This is a genomic window from Acinetobacter sp. 1294596 (genome assembly GCF_000582925.1).
Lineage (GTDB): Bacteria > Pseudomonadota > Gammaproteobacteria > Pseudomonadales > Moraxellaceae > Acinetobacter > Acinetobacter radioresistens.
Genome location: NZ_JFCC01000009.1, coordinates 1 through 15074 on the forward strand (window position 1 = coordinate 1; position 15074 = coordinate 15074).

General features: G+C 45.0%; 13 protein-coding genes and 1 pseudogene. 13 read left to right on the forward strand and 1 reads right to left on the reverse strand.

Annotated features, from left to right (window positions below):
* The 13 genes and pseudogenes from catA to J502_RS05505 all read left to right on the forward strand — a co-directional run.
* Positions 1-819, forward strand: an 819-nt coding sequence (gene catA, locus J502_RS05445) for a catechol 1,2-dioxygenase (RefSeq protein ID WP_034683375.1), incomplete at its 5' end; no start/stop codon positions are given.
* A 79-nt stretch (positions 820-898) separates the two neighbouring features.
* The gene (benA, locus tag J502_RS05450; protein ID WP_005020045.1) at positions 899-2281 is read left to right on the forward strand and encodes a benzoate 1,2-dioxygenase large subunit; all 1383 of its coding nucleotides are present in this window, start codon (positions 899-901) and stop codon (positions 2279-2281) included.
* A complete protein-coding gene (gene benB, locus J502_RS05455) occupies positions 2278-2787 on the forward strand; it encodes a benzoate 1,2-dioxygenase small subunit (RefSeq protein WP_005020044.1) in 510 nt (169 codons plus the stop codon). The genes benA and benB overlap by 4 nt, the downstream gene beginning before the upstream one ends.
* Before the next feature lie 73 nt (positions 2788-2860).
* Positions 2861-3877 (forward strand): benzoate 1,2-dioxygenase electron transfer component BenC, encoded by a 1017-nt coding sequence (benC, locus tag J502_RS05460; RefSeq protein ID WP_005406354.1) that lies wholly within the window; start codon positions 2861-2863, stop codon positions 3875-3877.
* Between the two features lie 17 nt (positions 3878-3894).
* The gene (locus J502_RS05465) at positions 3895-4677 is read left to right on the forward strand and encodes a 1,6-dihydroxycyclohexa-2,4-diene-1-carboxylate dehydrogenase (protein WP_005406232.1); all 783 of its coding nucleotides are present in this window, start codon (positions 3895-3897) and stop codon (positions 4675-4677) included.
* Positions 4678-4742: 65 nt separating this feature from the next.
* Complete coding sequence (gene benE, locus J502_RS05470) at positions 4743-5963, forward strand: benzoate/H(+) symporter BenE (RefSeq protein ID WP_005406447.1); 1221 nt, start codon at positions 4743-4745, stop codon at positions 5961-5963.
* A gap of 30 nt (positions 5964-5993) precedes the next feature.
* A complete protein-coding gene (locus tag J502_RS05475; RefSeq protein WP_005406344.1) occupies positions 5994-6680 on the forward strand; it encodes a 3-oxoacid CoA-transferase subunit A in 687 nt (228 codons plus the stop codon).
* An 18-nt stretch (positions 6681-6698) separates the two neighbouring features.
* Positions 6699-7352 (forward strand): 3-oxoacid CoA-transferase subunit B, encoded by a 654-nt coding sequence (locus tag J502_RS05480; RefSeq protein ID WP_005406330.1) that lies wholly within the window; start codon positions 6699-6701, stop codon positions 7350-7352.
* 45 nt (positions 7353-7397) lie between these two features.
* On the forward strand, positions 7398-8603 hold the full coding sequence (gene pcaF, locus J502_RS05485) for a 3-oxoadipyl-CoA thiolase (RefSeq protein WP_005406225.1): 1206 nt from the start codon (positions 7398-7400) through the stop codon (positions 8601-8603).
* A gap of 20 nt (positions 8604-8623) precedes the next feature.
* Positions 8624-9400: a 3-oxoadipate enol-lactonase gene (gene pcaD / locus J502_RS05490; RefSeq protein WP_034683376.1), complete on the forward strand. Its 777-nt coding sequence runs from the start codon at positions 8624-8626 to the stop codon at positions 9398-9400.
* A gap of 327 nt (positions 9401-9727) precedes the next feature.
* Positions 9728-11086, forward strand: a complete 1359-nt coding sequence (locus J502_RS05495) for an aromatic acid/H+ symport family MFS transporter (RefSeq protein ID WP_034683377.1) — start codon at positions 9728-9730, stop codon at positions 11084-11086.
* Positions 11087-11359: 273 nt separating this feature from the next.
* Positions 11360-12517, forward strand: a pseudogene (locus J502_RS05500) (OprD family outer membrane porin); the annotation flags it as partial.
* Between the two features lie 299 nt (positions 12518-12816).
* Positions 12817-14112 (forward strand): MFS transporter, encoded by a 1296-nt coding sequence (locus tag J502_RS05505; RefSeq protein WP_005406307.1) that lies wholly within the window; start codon positions 12817-12819, stop codon positions 14110-14112.
* Between the two features lie 77 nt (positions 14113-14189).
* On the opposite strand, the gene J502_RS05510 is transcribed toward J502_RS05505, so the two are convergent.
* A complete protein-coding gene (locus tag J502_RS05510; protein ID WP_005406240.1) occupies positions 14190-14951 on the reverse strand; it encodes an alpha/beta fold hydrolase in 762 nt (253 codons plus the stop codon).
* Between the last annotated feature and the right edge of the window lie 123 nt (positions 14952-15074).

Below are 15074 nucleotides of genomic sequence, written 5' to 3' on the forward strand. Positions count from 1 at the left end.
GGGGATCTGTTCCAGGCCATCGAAGACCTCGACATCCAGCCCTCTGAAGTCTGGAAAGGCCTCGAATACCTGACCGATGCAGGCCAGACCAATGAACTCGGCCTGCTCGCTGCCGGGCTCGGTCTTGAACACTACCTCGACCTGCGTGCCGATGAGGCAGATGCCAAGGCCGGTATTACTGGCGGCACTCCCCGTACCATCGAAGGCCCGCTCTATGTGGCCGGTGCCCCTGAGTCTGTCGGCTTTGCCCGTATGGATGACGGCTCCGAGTCCGACAAGGTCGACACTCTGATCATTGAAGGCACAGTTACTGATACAGAGGGCAATATTATTGAAGGAGCCAAGGTAGAAGTCTGGCATGCCAACAGCCTGGGGAACTATTCATTCTTTGACAAGTCCCAGTCCGACTTTAACCTGCGCCGTACCATCCTTACAGATGCAGATGGTAAATATGTTGCCCTGACCACCATGCCGGTAGGTTATGGCTGCCCGCCAGAAGGCACTACTCAGGCGCTTTTAAACAAGCTCGGCCGTCATGGTAACCGCCCTTCTCATGTGCACTACTTTGTATCGGCACCGGGTTACCGCAAGCTCACCACACAGTTCAATATTGAAGGTGACGAGTATCTGTGGGATGACTTTGCCTTTGCTACCCGTGACGGGCTGGTTGCAACAGCAACAGATGTGACTGATGAAGCTGAAATAGCCCGTCTTGAACTGGACAAGCCATTCAAGCACATCACTTTTAATGTTGAGCTCGTGAAAGAAGCAGACACTGCCCCTTCTAGCGAAGTTGAACGACGCCGCGCAAGCGCTTAAGCGTTATAGAGATACCGGGTTCAGCTATTTTTAGCTAAACCCGGTGGCTTCCACAAATTTGGAAAGTCGGAGAACGGACATGCCACGTATTCCTGTAATCAATACCAGCCACCTTGACCGTATTGATGAATTACTTGTAGACAATTTTGAAACTGGTGAATTTAAACTTCACCGCTCAGTCTTTACAGATCAGGCGCTGTTTGATCTGGAAATGAAATATATCTTTGAAGGCAACTGGGTATACTTGGCACATGAGAGCCAGATTCCGAACAATAACGACTATTACACTACCCATATTGGCCGTCAGCCGATCATCATTGCACGTAACCGTACCGGTGAACTGAATGCTATGATCAATGCCTGTTCGCACCGCGGTGCACAGCTTTGCCGTTACAAGCGCGGCAACAAGGCCACTTATACCTGTCCATTCCACGGCTGGACATTTAATAACTCTGGTAAGCTGCTTAAAGTAAAAGATCCGGCAGATGCAGGTTATTCTGACTGTTTCAATAAAGACGGTTCACATGACCTAAAGAAAGTGGCACGTTTTGAAAACTATAAGGGTTTCCTGTTTGGCAGTTTAAATGCTGATGTACCCCCTCTTGAAGAATTTCTGGGTGAAGCTACCAAAATTATTGACATGATTGTTGGCCAGTCTGATGAAGGACTGGAAATTCTGCGTGGTGCATCGACTTACACCTATGAAGGGAACTGGAAGCTTACTGCAGAAAACGGAGCCGATGGCTACCACGTTTCTGCCGTGCACTGGAATTATGCCGCGACAACCCAGCAACGCAAGGAAAAACAGGCTGGTGATAATGTTCGGGCCATGAGTGCAGGCGCATGGGGCAAGCAAGGTGGGGGTTCTTATGGTTTTGAAAATGGCCATATGTTGCTCTGGACCCAATGGGCCAATCCGGAAGACCGTCCCAACTACAGCAAGGCTGAAGAATACACCGAGCGTTATGGCGCTGCGATGTCCAAATGGATGATTGAACGCTCACGAAATTTATGTCTGTATCCAAATGTCTACCTGATGGATCAGTTTGGCTCACAAATCCGGGTATTACGTCCCCTAGCAGTAAATAAAACTGAAGTAACCATTTACTGTATCGCCCCTAAAGGTGAATCACCTGAAGCCCGTACACGCCGCATTCGCCAGTATGAAGATTTCTTCAATGCTTCTGGCATGGCAACTCCGGATGACCTTGAAGAATTCCGTGCCTGCCAGGCAGGATATGCCGGCATTGAACTGGAATGGAACGATATGTGCCGTGGATCTAAGCACTGGGTACAAGGACCAGATGATGCAGCTAATGAAATTGGTTTAAAACCGAAACTTTCCGGCATTAAAACTGAAGATGAAGGACTGTATCTGGCCCAGCATCAGCACTGGTTACATGAGATGAAGAAAGCCATTGCAGCAGAAAAGGTGCTGGCTGATCAAGGAGAGAACGCATGAATGCAACAGCGAACCTCGAAACCGTAACACTGGAACAGGTCAGCCAGTTTCTTTTTAAAGAAGCCCGTTTTCTGGATGATGAACAGTGGGATGAATGGCTGGCCTGCTATGCGCCGGAGGCTTCTTTCTGGATGCCTGCCTGGGATGATGATGACAAACTCACTGAAGACCCGCAGTCTGAAATCTCCCTGATTTACTACCCTGACCGTCAAGGGCTTGAAGACCGGATTTTCCGAATTAAAACAGAACGTTCAAGTGCCACCATGCCTGACACCCGTACCAGTCACAATATTTCAAATATTGAAATAGTTGAACGTGAAGGTAGCAAGGTCACAGTACGTTTTAACTGGAATACTTTGAGTTACCGTTATAAAACCAGCTACAGCTATTTTGGTATGTCACGTTATGTGATTGATTTTTCAGGTAATGAAGCAAAAATCCTGAGCAAATATGTAGTGCTTAAGAACGACTATATCAATCAAGTCATTGATATCTACCATATCTAACATGTATCAAATCTCAGCCAAACGGAATGTTGGCTGAGCGCTCCAGTTTTAATATTTCTGCAGGATTCAAGCCATGTCAAACCACAATGTAGCACTTCAATTTGAAGATGGCGTTACCCGATTCATCAGTGTTGCTCAGGGTGAAACTCTGTCAGATGCAGCTTATCGCCAAAAAATCAATATTCCTCTGGATTGCCGTGATGGCGCATGTGGTACATGTCGTGCATTCTGTGAATCTGGTAGCTATGACATGCCAGAAGAAAACTATATTGAAGATGCACTTACACCGGAAGAAGCCGAAGAAGGTTATATTCTGGCCTGTCAGTGCCGCCCTACTTCAGATGCCGTATTTCAGATCCAGGCATCTTCAGATGTATGTAAAACTGAAATCCATAAATTTCAGGGTACTCTATCACGGGTTGAAAACCTGTCTGACTCGACAATTACATTTGATATTAAACTTGATGAAGGCCAGCCAGATATTCATTTTCTGGCTGGGCAGTATGTTAATGTTGAGATTCCGGGAACTACGGAAACCCGTTCCTATTCTTTTAGCTCAAAACCGGGCAATCGCCTGACTGGTTTTGTTGTGCGTAATGTGCCCAATGGCAAAATGAGCGAGTTTCTAAGCAAAACTGTAAAACCGGGCGACAAGATGAGTTTTACTGGTCCATTTGGCAGTTTTTACCTGCGTAATAATAACCGCCCGGTCCTCATGTTGGCAGGCGGCACAGGTATAGCACCGTTCATGTCAATGCTACAGGTACTGGAAGAAAAGGGCTGTGAACAGCCTGTACGTCTGGTTTTTGGTGTAACCAATGACTTTGATCTGGTAGCTCTTGAAAAACTTGATGAGCTTCAGGAAAAATTTCCGTGGTTTGAATACTGCACAGTTGTAGCTAACCCGGAAAGCCTGCATGAACGTAAGGGATATGTGACCAATCATATTGATCATGGCTGGTTAAATAGCGGTGATGTAGATATTTATCTTTGCGGACCAGTGCCAATGGTCGAGGCAGTACGCGGCTGGCTGGACGCTGAAGGTGTCAAACCTGCAAACTTCCTGTTTGAAAAATTCTCTGCAAATTAATCTCTGTGGAGAAGCTTATGAATATGCAAAGATTTAATAATAAAGTAGTCATTGTTACTGGGGCAGCTCAAGGCATTGGTCGTGGAGTAGCTTTGCGTGTAGCGGCAGAAGGTGCTCAGGTAGTGATGGCAGACCGCTCTGACTATGTAGAAGAAGTATCAGCCGAAATTAAAGCGGCGGGGGGTAAAGCTGTCACCATTCAGGCAGATCTGGAAACTTTTGCCGGTGCTCAGGCAGTCGTGAGTAAGGCAGTGGAAACTTATGGTCGTGTTGATGTACTGATCAATAATGTGGGTGGTGCCATCTGGATGAAACCTTTTCAGGAATTTTCTGAAGAGGAAATTATCAAGGAAGTAAACCGTTCACTTTTCCCGACTTTATGGTGCTGTCGTGCAGTTTTACCAGAAATGATTAAAAATCAGTCCGGTGTTATTGTTAATGTCTCTTCTATCGCTACCCGTGGTATTAATCGTATTCCCTACTCCGCTTCTAAAGGTGGTGTAAATGCCATAACAGCATCTTTAGCATTTGAACATGCCAAAGATGGAATCCGGGTCAATGCTGTAGCGACAGGCGGAACTGAGGCACCTCCACGGAAAGTGCCCCGGAATGACAGCCCACTTTCAGACGCTGAAAAACACTGGATGCAGGAAGTGGTTGACCAGACGATTGACCGGTCTTTAATGCACCGCTATGGAACTATTCAGGAACAAGTAAATGCCATTGTTTTTCTGGCTTCTGACGAGTCATCGTATATTACCGGCAGTGTCATACCGGTAGGTGGAGGTGATCAGGGTTAAACCTGATCTTATATAAAAAGATTCAACAGGATCATTGAATTTAATTGCATGGAGGCGAATGCGCAATGGCAACCCTGTTCAGGACATTAAAAGCAGACTGGTCAATTTCAGCAACTGTCGCAGGATTTCTGGCAGTGCTGATTTCTTATTCAGGTCCTTTAATTATTTTTTTCCAGGCGGCACAACAGGCTAATGTTTCTAGTGCCATGATGATTTCATGGATCTGGGGAATTTCGATCGGCGCAGCAGTTGCAGGAATTTACCTGTCCATACGTTATAAAACTCCGGTAATTACTGCCTGGTCTGCTCCGGGAACTGCCCTGCTGGTCACGTTATTCCCTCATATTTCCCTAAATGAGGCAGTAGGCGCCTATATCACTTCTGCATTAGTAATTTTTGCCATCGGTGCCACCGGCTATTTTGATAAATTATTGAAATGGATTCCTCAAGATGTAGCAGCTGGCATGATGGCGGGGATTTTATTCCAGTTCGGTCTGGGACTGTTTAAAGCTACAGATAGCATGCCCATCATTGTATTTGGCATGCTAGGGGTTTATCTGGTCGCAAAACGTTTAAGTCCACGCTATGCAATGATCTGGGTTTTAGTGTCTGGCATCGGTCTAAGTCTTATTCTTGGAAAAATGAATCCAGTTGAAATGAATTTTTCCCTTGCCATTCCACAATTCATCATGCCTGAGTGGTCATGGAATTCCACATTAAACCTGACTATTCCACTGATTCTGGTCAGCCTGTCCGGACAGTTTTTACCGGGTATGGCAATTATGAAACTGAGCGGCTATGACACGCCGGCCAAACCGATTATCAGTGTTACCAGTATTGCCTCTCTTGCTGTGGCCTGTGTAGGGGGTATCACTATTGTACTGGCTTCAATCACGGCAGCATTATGTATGGGTAAAGATGCCCATGAACTTAAAGACAAGCGTTATATTGCCGGGATCGCCAATGGTATTTTCTACATTTTGGGCGGTCTGTTCGCTGGCAGTATTGTCATGCTTTTTAGTTTGTTACCCAAGGAACTGGTAGCTGCATTGGCAGGACTTGCATTATTAGGAGCGATTGCCACCAATATTAGTATGGCAATGAAAAATGATGCTCAGCGGGATGCAGCGCTGATTACATTTTTAGCCACTGCCTCTGGCATGCATTTTCTGGGTCTCAGCTCGGTTTTCTGGGGTATCTGTATTGGTGTAATTGCACATCTGGTACTGAGTAAACATGAGCCAAGTACGGCTGCTGTGGCTTCTACGCAAAGCTCAAAAAGCTGAAACAGGTTATCTATTTGACTAGGACATATTATGATTGATAAAAGCAGGACTTCCTTAGCCGAAGTGCTTTCACAGATTAAAGACGGCTCTACCATCATGATTGGCGGCTTCGGTACAGCCGGCCAGCCAGCTGAACTCATCGATGGCCTGATCGAGCTTGGCGTGCAGGATCTGGTCATTGTAAATAACAACGCCGGTAACGGTGATTATGGTCTGGCCAAACTGCTCAAGTCAGGTGCTGTACGTAAAATCATCTGCTCCTTCCCACGCCAGTCCGACTCCTGGGTTTTCGATGAACTCTACCGTGCCGGCAAGATCGAACTGGAGCTGGTTCCGCAGGGTAATCTGGCCTGCCGCATCCAGGCGGCCGGTATGGGCCTTGGCCCCATTTATACACCTACCGGCTTCGGCACCCTGCTGGCCGAAGGCAAGCCTACCCTGCAACACGAAGGCAAGGACTATGTGCTGGAAAACCCGATCAGGGCTGACTTCGCCCTGATCAAGGCTCATCAGGGTGACCGCTGGGGCAACCTGGTCTACCGTAAATCTGCACGCAATTTCGGTCCGATTATGGCCATGGCAGCCGAGGTCACCATTGCCCAGGTCTCCGAGGTGGTAGAGCTGGGTGCACTGGATCCGGAACATATCGTGACCCCGGGAATCTTTGTCCAGCATGTCGTGGCGGTCACGCCATCGAGCCCGAATACCCACGCATAAGCCGCCAAGGAGAATATGATGAGCTATACCAAACTGACCCGTGACCAGATTGCAGCCCGGGTTGCCCAAGATATTCCGGATGGTGCCTATGTCAACCTGGGTATTGGCCTGCCGACCAGAATTGCCAGTTACCTGCCAGAAGACAAGGATGTATTCCTGCACTCGGAAAACGGCCTACTGGCCTTTGGTCCGCCACCGGCAGCGGGTGAAGAAGACCCGGAACTGATCAATGCTGGCAAGGAATACGTCACCATGCTGCAAGGTGGTGCCTTTTTTCATCACGGTGACTCGTTTGCCATGATGCGTGGTGGTCATCTGGATATTTGTGTACTCGGCGCTTTTCAGGTGGCTGAAAATGGTGATCTGGCCAACTGGCATACCGGAGCGGCAGATGCCATCCCGGCAGTTGGTGGGGCAATGGACCTGGCTGTAGGTGCCAAGAAAGTATTTGTAACCACGGACCATGTCACCAAAAAAGGTGAACCAAAAATTGTGGCCGAACTCAGCTACCCGGCAACCGGCCTGAAATGTGTTGACCGTATCTATACCGACCTATGCGTGATTGATGTCAGTGCGGAAGGTCTGAAGGTCATCGAGAAAGTCGACGGGCTGTCTTTTGACGAGCTGCAGTCACTGACCGGTGCCCGCCTGCTTGATGCCACCTCAAATTGATAGATTCACTGTCCCCATGCAGCAGAGAATAGAAGGTCAGAACCCATGAAGAATGCTTATATTGTTGATGCCATCCGTACTCCCTTTGGCCGTTATGGCGGCGGTCTGGCAGCCGTCCGTGCTGATGACCTCGGTGCCGTACCGATTCAGGCCTTGATGCAGCGTAACCCGGGCGTGGACTGGAGCCAGCTCGATGATGTGATCTATGGTTGTGCCAATCAGGCGGGTGAAGACAACCGTAATGTCGGCCGCATGTCAGCCCTGCTGGCAGGCCTGCCATATCAGGTACCAGCCACGACGGTTAACCGGCTGTGTGGCTCGTCCATGGATACCATCGCCATGGCAGCGCGTGCCATCAAGGCCGGAGAAACCCATCTGGTCATTGCCGGTGGGGTAGAAAGCATGACCCGTGCGCCCTTTGTCATGGGCAAGGCTGAATCGGCTTTTAGCCGCAGCCAGAAGATTGAAGACACCACCATGGGCTGGCGGTTTATCAATCCCAGGCTGAAAGAAATGTATGGTGTTGAAACCATGCCACAAACTGCCGAGAATGTCGCTGAGCAGTTTGGCATTAACCGGGCAGATCAGGACCGCTTTGCCCTGACCAGCCAGCAGCGCACGGCTGCCGCCCAGCAGCGAGGTTTCTTCGCACACGAGCTGACCCCGGTAACGATACCGCAGCGTAAGGGGGAAGCAGTAGTGGTTGATAGCGATGAACATCCACGTGCCTCAACCACGCTTGAGGGCCTGACCCGGCTTAAACCTGTAGTCAAGGCAGAAGGCACGGTCACTGCGGGCAATGCTTCAGGAATTAATGATGGTGCAGCCGCAGTACTGGTGGCTTCAGATGAGGCTGTTGCCCGGTACCAGCTCAAGCCGCGTGCCAGAATTGTTGCGGCGACCACGGTAGGCGTTGAACCCCGGATTATGGGCTTTGCCCCGGCTCCGGCGATCCGGAAACTGCTGGACCAGACGGGCATGAGTCTTGAGCAGATGGATGTGATCGAGCTGAATGAAGCATTTGCGGCACAGGTACTGGCCTGCACCCGGGATTTAGGATTGCCGGATGACAGTATCAAGGTGAATCCGAATGGGGGTGCAATTGCGCTAGGTCATCCACTGGGTGCTTCGGGAGCGCGGCTGGTGACCACTGCACTCAATCAGCTGGAGCAGAGTAATGGCCGTTATGCACTGTGTTCGATGTGTATCGGGGTCGGTCAGGGTATCGCCATGATTATTGAACGGGTTTAAACAATTTCAAGGAAATTATAATGCCAACATTTACTTTAAATGATATTGCCCTGCACTATCAGACTTTTGGCGATACAGACAAGTCGGCACTAATTTTTTCCAACTCGCTTGGAACTAATTTGAGTATGTGGCAGCAGCAACTAGATTACTTCAAAGCTCACTTTTTTGTCATATGCTATGACACACGCGGCCATGGCAGCTCCTCTGCACCTCAAGGTCCTTATACGCTTGAACAATTAGGTCTGGATGTTATTCACCTGCTTGACCACCTTAAAATACAGACCGCCAGCTTTTGTGGAATTTCCATGGGCGGCCTGACAGGACAATGGCTTGCGATCCATTATCCTGAACGCTTTAATCACGTTGTAGTCTGCAATACAGCAGCAAAAATTGGACAGGAACAGGCTTGGCTGGAACGCGCCAGTTTGGTCCGTGAACAGGGCTTAAAGCCTATTGCTGCAACTGCTGCTTCACGCTGGTTTACCGAACCCTTTATCCAGAGCCAAACAGCAATTGTAAAGCACTTGAGTAACGACCTGGCAGCTGGCAGCTCCGAAGGTTATGCAAGCTGTTGTGAGGCTCTGGCTAAAGCGGATTTACGTGATCAGCTTAAAGAGATTAAAGTGCCAGTATTAATTGTTGCAGGTACAGCAGATCCGGTCACTACCGTAGAAGATGCTGAATTTATGCTTGAGCGTATTCCAAATGCTCAACTTGCCAAAATAAATGCTTCTCATATTTCAAATATTGAACAGCCTGAAATATTTAATCAGATAATCTCAGATTTTATAAGATAATTTAAAATCTCATTTTCTTTTTAAATTTCAAAACCGGATAAATTAATTTATCCGGTTTTTTATTAAAATTTTTATTAAGTTAAAATAATTTTATACATTTTTATTTTACTCTATCTATAAAATATTTTTTATATAACTATAAAAATAATATATAAATTTCTATTTTCCTTAATATGATAAATGTTTTTAAGATCAAATAATTAAATAATAAGTTTTAGTTATACCTTTATTACATAAATATATACTGATTAAGTTTTTGACTTAATACAAGCTACCGCCTAATTTATCAGCATAATTACTCAGTACTTCACAGATTGGAGGTGAAGAATGAATAAAAGTCAGATCAATATTCATGATCTTATAGACTATGCGAAATTTACGCCTTTTCATTGGAAGGTATTAATTTTATGTCTGATCATTATTATCTTTGATGGTTATGACTTGGTTATTTATGGGGTCGCACTACCGCTATTAATGCAGCAATGGTCATTATCGGCAGTACAAGCAGGCTTACTGGCCAGTGCAGCATTATTTGGAATGATGTTTTGTGCCATGATTTTTGGCACGCTGTCTGACAAACTGGGCCGCAAGAAAACTATTTTAATCTGTGTTTCACTGTTTAGTGGTTTTACTTTTATGGGCGCTTTTGCCAGTGGTCCTGTCGAATTTGCAATATTACGCTTTATTGCCGGGTTAGGTATCGGAGGGGTTATGCCAAATGTTGTAGCCCTTATGACAGAATATGCACCAAAGAAAATTCGCAGTACTTTAGTCGCAATCATGTTTAGTGGCTATGCCATTGGCGGTATGGTATCTGCCTTACTTGGTGCCTGGTTAGTCAAAGATCATGGTTGGCAGATTATGTTTTACATAGCGGGTATTCCTTTACTGTTTTTACCTTTACTCTGGAAACTTCTGCCTGAATCTCTTGCATTCCTGATCAAGTCCCAAGACGAGCAACAAGCTAAAAATATTGTTCAGAAATTATCTCCTCAGCTAGCTGTAGGGTCTGAGACTGAACTTTATTTAAATGAAAACATTGATCATCAGGGTGCACCTGTTCGTGCCTTATTTCAGCGTGGACGTACCTTCAGTACATTCATGTTCTGGATAGCCTTTTTCATGTGTCTATTGATGGTTTACGCTTTAGGAAGCTGGTTGCCAAAACTGATGTTGCAAGCGGGCTATTCACTAGGTGCCAGCATGCTGTTTCTGTTTGCCTTAAATATTGGGGGAATGGTAGGAGCAATTGGTGGTGGAGTACTGGCAGACAGATTCCATCTGAAACCTGTCATTACTACCATGTTTATATTAGGTGCTCTTGCCCTGATCTTACTAGGTTTCAACAGCCCGCAATTTGTGCTGTATAGCTTGATTGCGATTGCTGGCGCGGCAACCATCGGATCGCAAATTCTACTTTATACTTTTGTCGCACAGTTTTATCCAACAGCTGTACGTTCAACTGGTTTGGGATGGGCATCCGGTATAGGCAGGATTGGTGCAATTGTTGGACCTGTATTAACGGGCGCCTTACTTACACTGGAATTACCACATCAGATGAATTTTTTAGCGATTGCTATTCCCGGTATTATTGCTGCCCTAGCAATTTTTCTGGTCAATTTAAAAGTATCTGTAACCGCTACCCCTGCTCCACCTTTAAATACAACGACCTCATTAAATACTTAACTTATCTATGTGCCCAGGATGGGCACATTATTTCAAGAAATGGAACTAAACTCTATGAATGAATTAAAAACTAAACATCTTGCAGTTTCTTCAGGGGTTATGCTGGCAGCATTTACGGCATCTCTACCGCTTTGGGCAGCTGAATCTCCGCTAGGTAATCAGGATACAGCAGTTCATCAGAGTACACCGCTTCCAGAGAATATTGCAGGAAATCCCGTACAGCAAAACAAAGCTTCTACTGCTGCTCCAAGTTTACCTGTACTTTTTCCAGTTAAAGATGAATGGAAATTTACCTTAAAAAATGCATATATTGATCGTAACTTTGAACGTTCTGATTTAAAAGATACCGGCAGCTGGTCACAGTCTGCTTCTTTGTTCTATAAATCCAGAATGATTGACACCCCACTTGAGATTGCAGGACTGCCAGTCAAAATTGGTGCAGATGCCTCAGTACAGTACGCGGTACGTTTAAGTTCAGACAAACACGTTGCCGATACTGTTCTACCTTTTGATCCGGTAACTCAAACGCAAGCACGCGACTTTTTAAAATATGGCGCTACCTTAAAACTGGGTTATGACAGAACATTGCTCAGTTTGGGTGAGTTATGGCTGGATTTACCGGTTACTGCTGTAGATGCCAGCCGGCAACTATTAACGTCCTATTGGGGAGCTAATCTTAAATCACAACTGACCGACCAGTTAAATCTGGAAATTGGCCGCATTACCAAGGTTTCGCCGCGCAATGAAGAAGACTTCCGCAAGTTTTCTTTTACTTCAAATGGCATAACCGAATTTTCTGATGGCTTAAACTATATTGACCTGCGTTATCAGATCATGCCAAATCTTAAAGCAGAATATTATTTTGGTAATCTGGAAAATCTATATAACAAGCATTACCTTGGTCTGGATCATACCTGGAAACAACCAGAGTTTTCAGTTAACTCACGCTTTAAATATTTTAATGCTCAAGATACCGGAAATAATTTTAACATAGATGCACAAAATGTAGGTCTACTAGAAACTCTCAAGATTAAAAACCATAGCTTTGGTATCGGTTACCAGCAAATTATTGGTGAGTCTGCTTATCCGCTTCCAGACGGTTTCTTGCCAGAAACTTATTTTATTAACTGGAATACCACCGGTTTCTTCAAGCAAGATGAAAAGTCATATCACTTTATCTACGGTTATGATTTTAAAGACCATGTACCGGGCCTGAATACGACACTGAAGTATGTATATGGCAATGACTTTAAAACCGCAGATGGTCGAGAAAACAAGGAAAGTGAGTCAAATATTATTGTAAATTATGCATTCCAGCAGCCTGCGCTGAAGGGTGTAGCTCTGCAATATATTCTGATTAATTACGACGTCAAATACGGTAATGACTTTACCGAGAACCGGTTCTTTGTAAATTACACCAAGAAATTTTAAGCTTGCTTAAATATACTTCAAAGCCAGAAGTCCTAAAATTTCATATTTTAGGGCTTGTTTTTTTACCTGTAATTAAAAGTCTTTTTATATTTATAATAAAAATGCCGAATTAATGCCCATATATTTACTAAAATTTCTCATATGGCTACTTTTTAATATTTAATCTCTATAATTGCCAATGCTAACTACTGTGTATATCTTCTTCCTATATAGAAGAAGAGAAAATACGATCATTTATATATTTTAAATAATGATTATCTAGCAAATAGTACAACTGGCATAGCCATAAGGATATCTAGATGAGTGAAGTCATATATACGAAAGAAGAAAAACGGAAACGGGTCTTGGGAATTGTCGGGGCTTCCTCCGGTAACCTGGTGGAATGGTTCGATTTTTATATTTATGCTGTTTTTGCCATGTATTTCCAGCATGCACTTACTGCACCAGATATGACTTCTACCGCACAGGGTATTTATGTCTGGGGAGTATTTGCGGCAAGTTTCTTTATGCGTCCAATCGGTAGCTGGCTTTTTGGCCGTATTGCTGATACCCGGGGCCGTAAACAGTCGATGGTTATTTCTATCAGTTTGATGGCTATCAGTTCCTTCCTTTTCGCCTTACTGCCTACATATGAACAGGTAGGTATGGCAGCTCCATTTTTATTATTACTGGTTCGACTGTTACAAGGTTTATCGGTTGGGGGCGAGTACGGAGCGGTTGCAACCTATATGAGCGAGATTGCATTAAAAGGCCAGCGTGGTTTTTATGCTTCTTTTCAGTATGTCACTCTCTCCGGCGGTCAACTTCTAGCGAGTCTGCTGGGTGTGATCCTGCTTGCTTTTATGAGTGAACAGCAGTTAATGGACGGCGGCTGGCGCATTCCGTTCGTCATCGGGGGTATTACCGCCATTATTTCTTTGCTGGCCCGTAGCCGTCTTGAAGAAACTCTGTCACATGAAGACAGTGAGCGTAAAGAGTCTGGTAGCCTGCGTGCATTATTTCAAAAACACTGGAAAACCTTTTTACTGGTGGTTGGCTATACCTCGGCAGGTTCATTAACTTTCTATGTTATTACTGTTTATTCAAAAACCTACCTGACCAATATCGGTATTGATGGCAAGACTGTCGGTTTTATGATGACCTGTGCCCTATTTGTATTTATGCTGGCGCAGCCGATATTCGGTATGATTTCCGACCGGATTGGACGACGGGCCTCTATGCTGCTGTTTAGTGCCACCAGTGCTATCTTTATCTATCCAGTAATGGTTGTCGGGATGCGACACTTCAGCTACTCACCTGTAATCGTAACGCTCCTGCTTATTTTCCTGATGATGCTGCTAAGCTTCTATACGTCTATTAGTGGCCTGGTTAAAGCAGAAATGTTCCCGACCCATGTTCGTGCACTTGGTGTCGGTTTCTCTTATGCAGTAGGTAATGCATTATTTGGAGGTTCAGCTCCAGCCGTTGCTTTAAAATTTAAAGAAGCAGGGTTTGAAAATACTTTCTTCGTTTATGTTATTGTCATGCTTGTTATCTGTTTCCTGTGTAGTTTTGCACTACCAAAAGAACCAGAATATCTTCATCATGACCACTAATTAATACATATAAAAAAACCTGTCTAATGACAGGTTTTTTTATATTTTAAGATATGAAGTCTAGAAAACTTTAAGGCTCAGGTATCCAGCATATTTAAGATGAGTGCCATGACCTGTTCTGTTTTCTCTGCATGTAACCAGTGGCCTGCCTCAACCTCTTCAATCCGTGCAAATGGAAACTGCTGGTGAATTGCCTGAAAATGTTTTTCTTTGGAAATATAAGGTGATTTGCTACCTTTGATGAATAAGGTTGGAATGGATGAGGGCTCAATAGTTTCCCATGCCAGAATATTCGGGTAATTGTTCGCCAGAGCATCGACATTAAACAGCCAGTGCCCAGCCTTAAAGGATTTCATCAGGAACTGTATAACCATTTCTTCCTGAAGGTATTCACGCATAATTGTCATTGCTTCAGGTCGGGTTTGTACATTACTGGCTTCTACCGCTTTTAATGCCTTAAAAATCTGCTCATGTTCACCATGATTACTATGCACAGGTGAAATGTCCAGTACGATCAACTTTTCTACCCACTCCGGTCTTAAAGCCGCAATTTTCATCACAACTTTTCCGCCCATAGAGTGCCCGATCAGAATGACTTTCTCCAGTTTAAAGGGTTCTAAAGTTTCGATTACATCTTGTGCCATCAGTTCGTAATTATGTTCGGCCGAATGCCCAGACTGTCCATGATTCCTCAAATCCAGCTGAAAAATATCACGGTCTTTTATACCCCGTGCCAGCATATTCAAATTACTGTAACTACCAAATAAACCATGCAACAATACAACTGGAGTTTGTGTAGTGGCCTCAGAAGCAGTTTGTATATGATGATGTAATTGCACAAAACTATCCTTTGAATGGCTGAACAATAAGTTCAAGCATAACATGCCTGACTGTGAGCTCATGTGGCAAAAAATGTTTCTACAATAACCCCTCTAAGTTTCAAGCCAGCACTTTATATTTAC

What these genes read in the sequence shown, in the direction of transcription:
- benA (WP_005020045.1), top strand. Translation starts at nt 899, where the DNA reads ATGCCACGTATTCCTGTAATCAATACCAGCCACCTTGACCGTATTGAT.
- benB (WP_005020044.1), top strand. Translation starts at nt 2,278, where the DNA reads ATGAATGCAACAGCGAACCTCGAAACCGTAACACTGGAACAGGTCAGC.
- benC (WP_005406354.1), top strand. Translation starts at nt 2,861, where the DNA reads ATGTCAAACCACAATGTAGCACTTCAATTTGAAGATGGCGTTACCCGA.
- J502_RS05465 (WP_005406232.1), top strand. Translation starts at nt 3,895, where the DNA reads ATGAATATGCAAAGATTTAATAATAAAGTAGTCATTGTTACTGGGGCA.
- benE (WP_005406447.1), top strand. Translation starts at nt 4,743, where the DNA reads ATGGCAACCCTGTTCAGGACATTAAAAGCAGACTGGTCAATTTCAGCA.
- J502_RS05475 (WP_005406344.1), top strand. Translation starts at nt 5,994, where the DNA reads ATGATTGATAAAAGCAGGACTTCCTTAGCCGAAGTGCTTTCACAGATT.
- J502_RS05480 (WP_005406330.1), top strand. Translation starts at nt 6,699, where the DNA reads ATGAGCTATACCAAACTGACCCGTGACCAGATTGCAGCCCGGGTTGCC.
- pcaF (WP_005406225.1), top strand. Translation starts at nt 7,398, where the DNA reads ATGAAGAATGCTTATATTGTTGATGCCATCCGTACTCCCTTTGGCCGT.
- pcaD (WP_034683376.1), top strand. Translation starts at nt 8,624, where the DNA reads ATGCCAACATTTACTTTAAATGATATTGCCCTGCACTATCAGACTTTT.
- J502_RS05495 (WP_034683377.1), top strand. Translation starts at nt 9,728, where the DNA reads ATGAATAAAAGTCAGATCAATATTCATGATCTTATAGACTATGCGAAA.
- J502_RS05505 (WP_005406307.1), top strand. Translation starts at nt 12,817, where the DNA reads ATGAGTGAAGTCATATATACGAAAGAAGAAAAACGGAAACGGGTCTTG.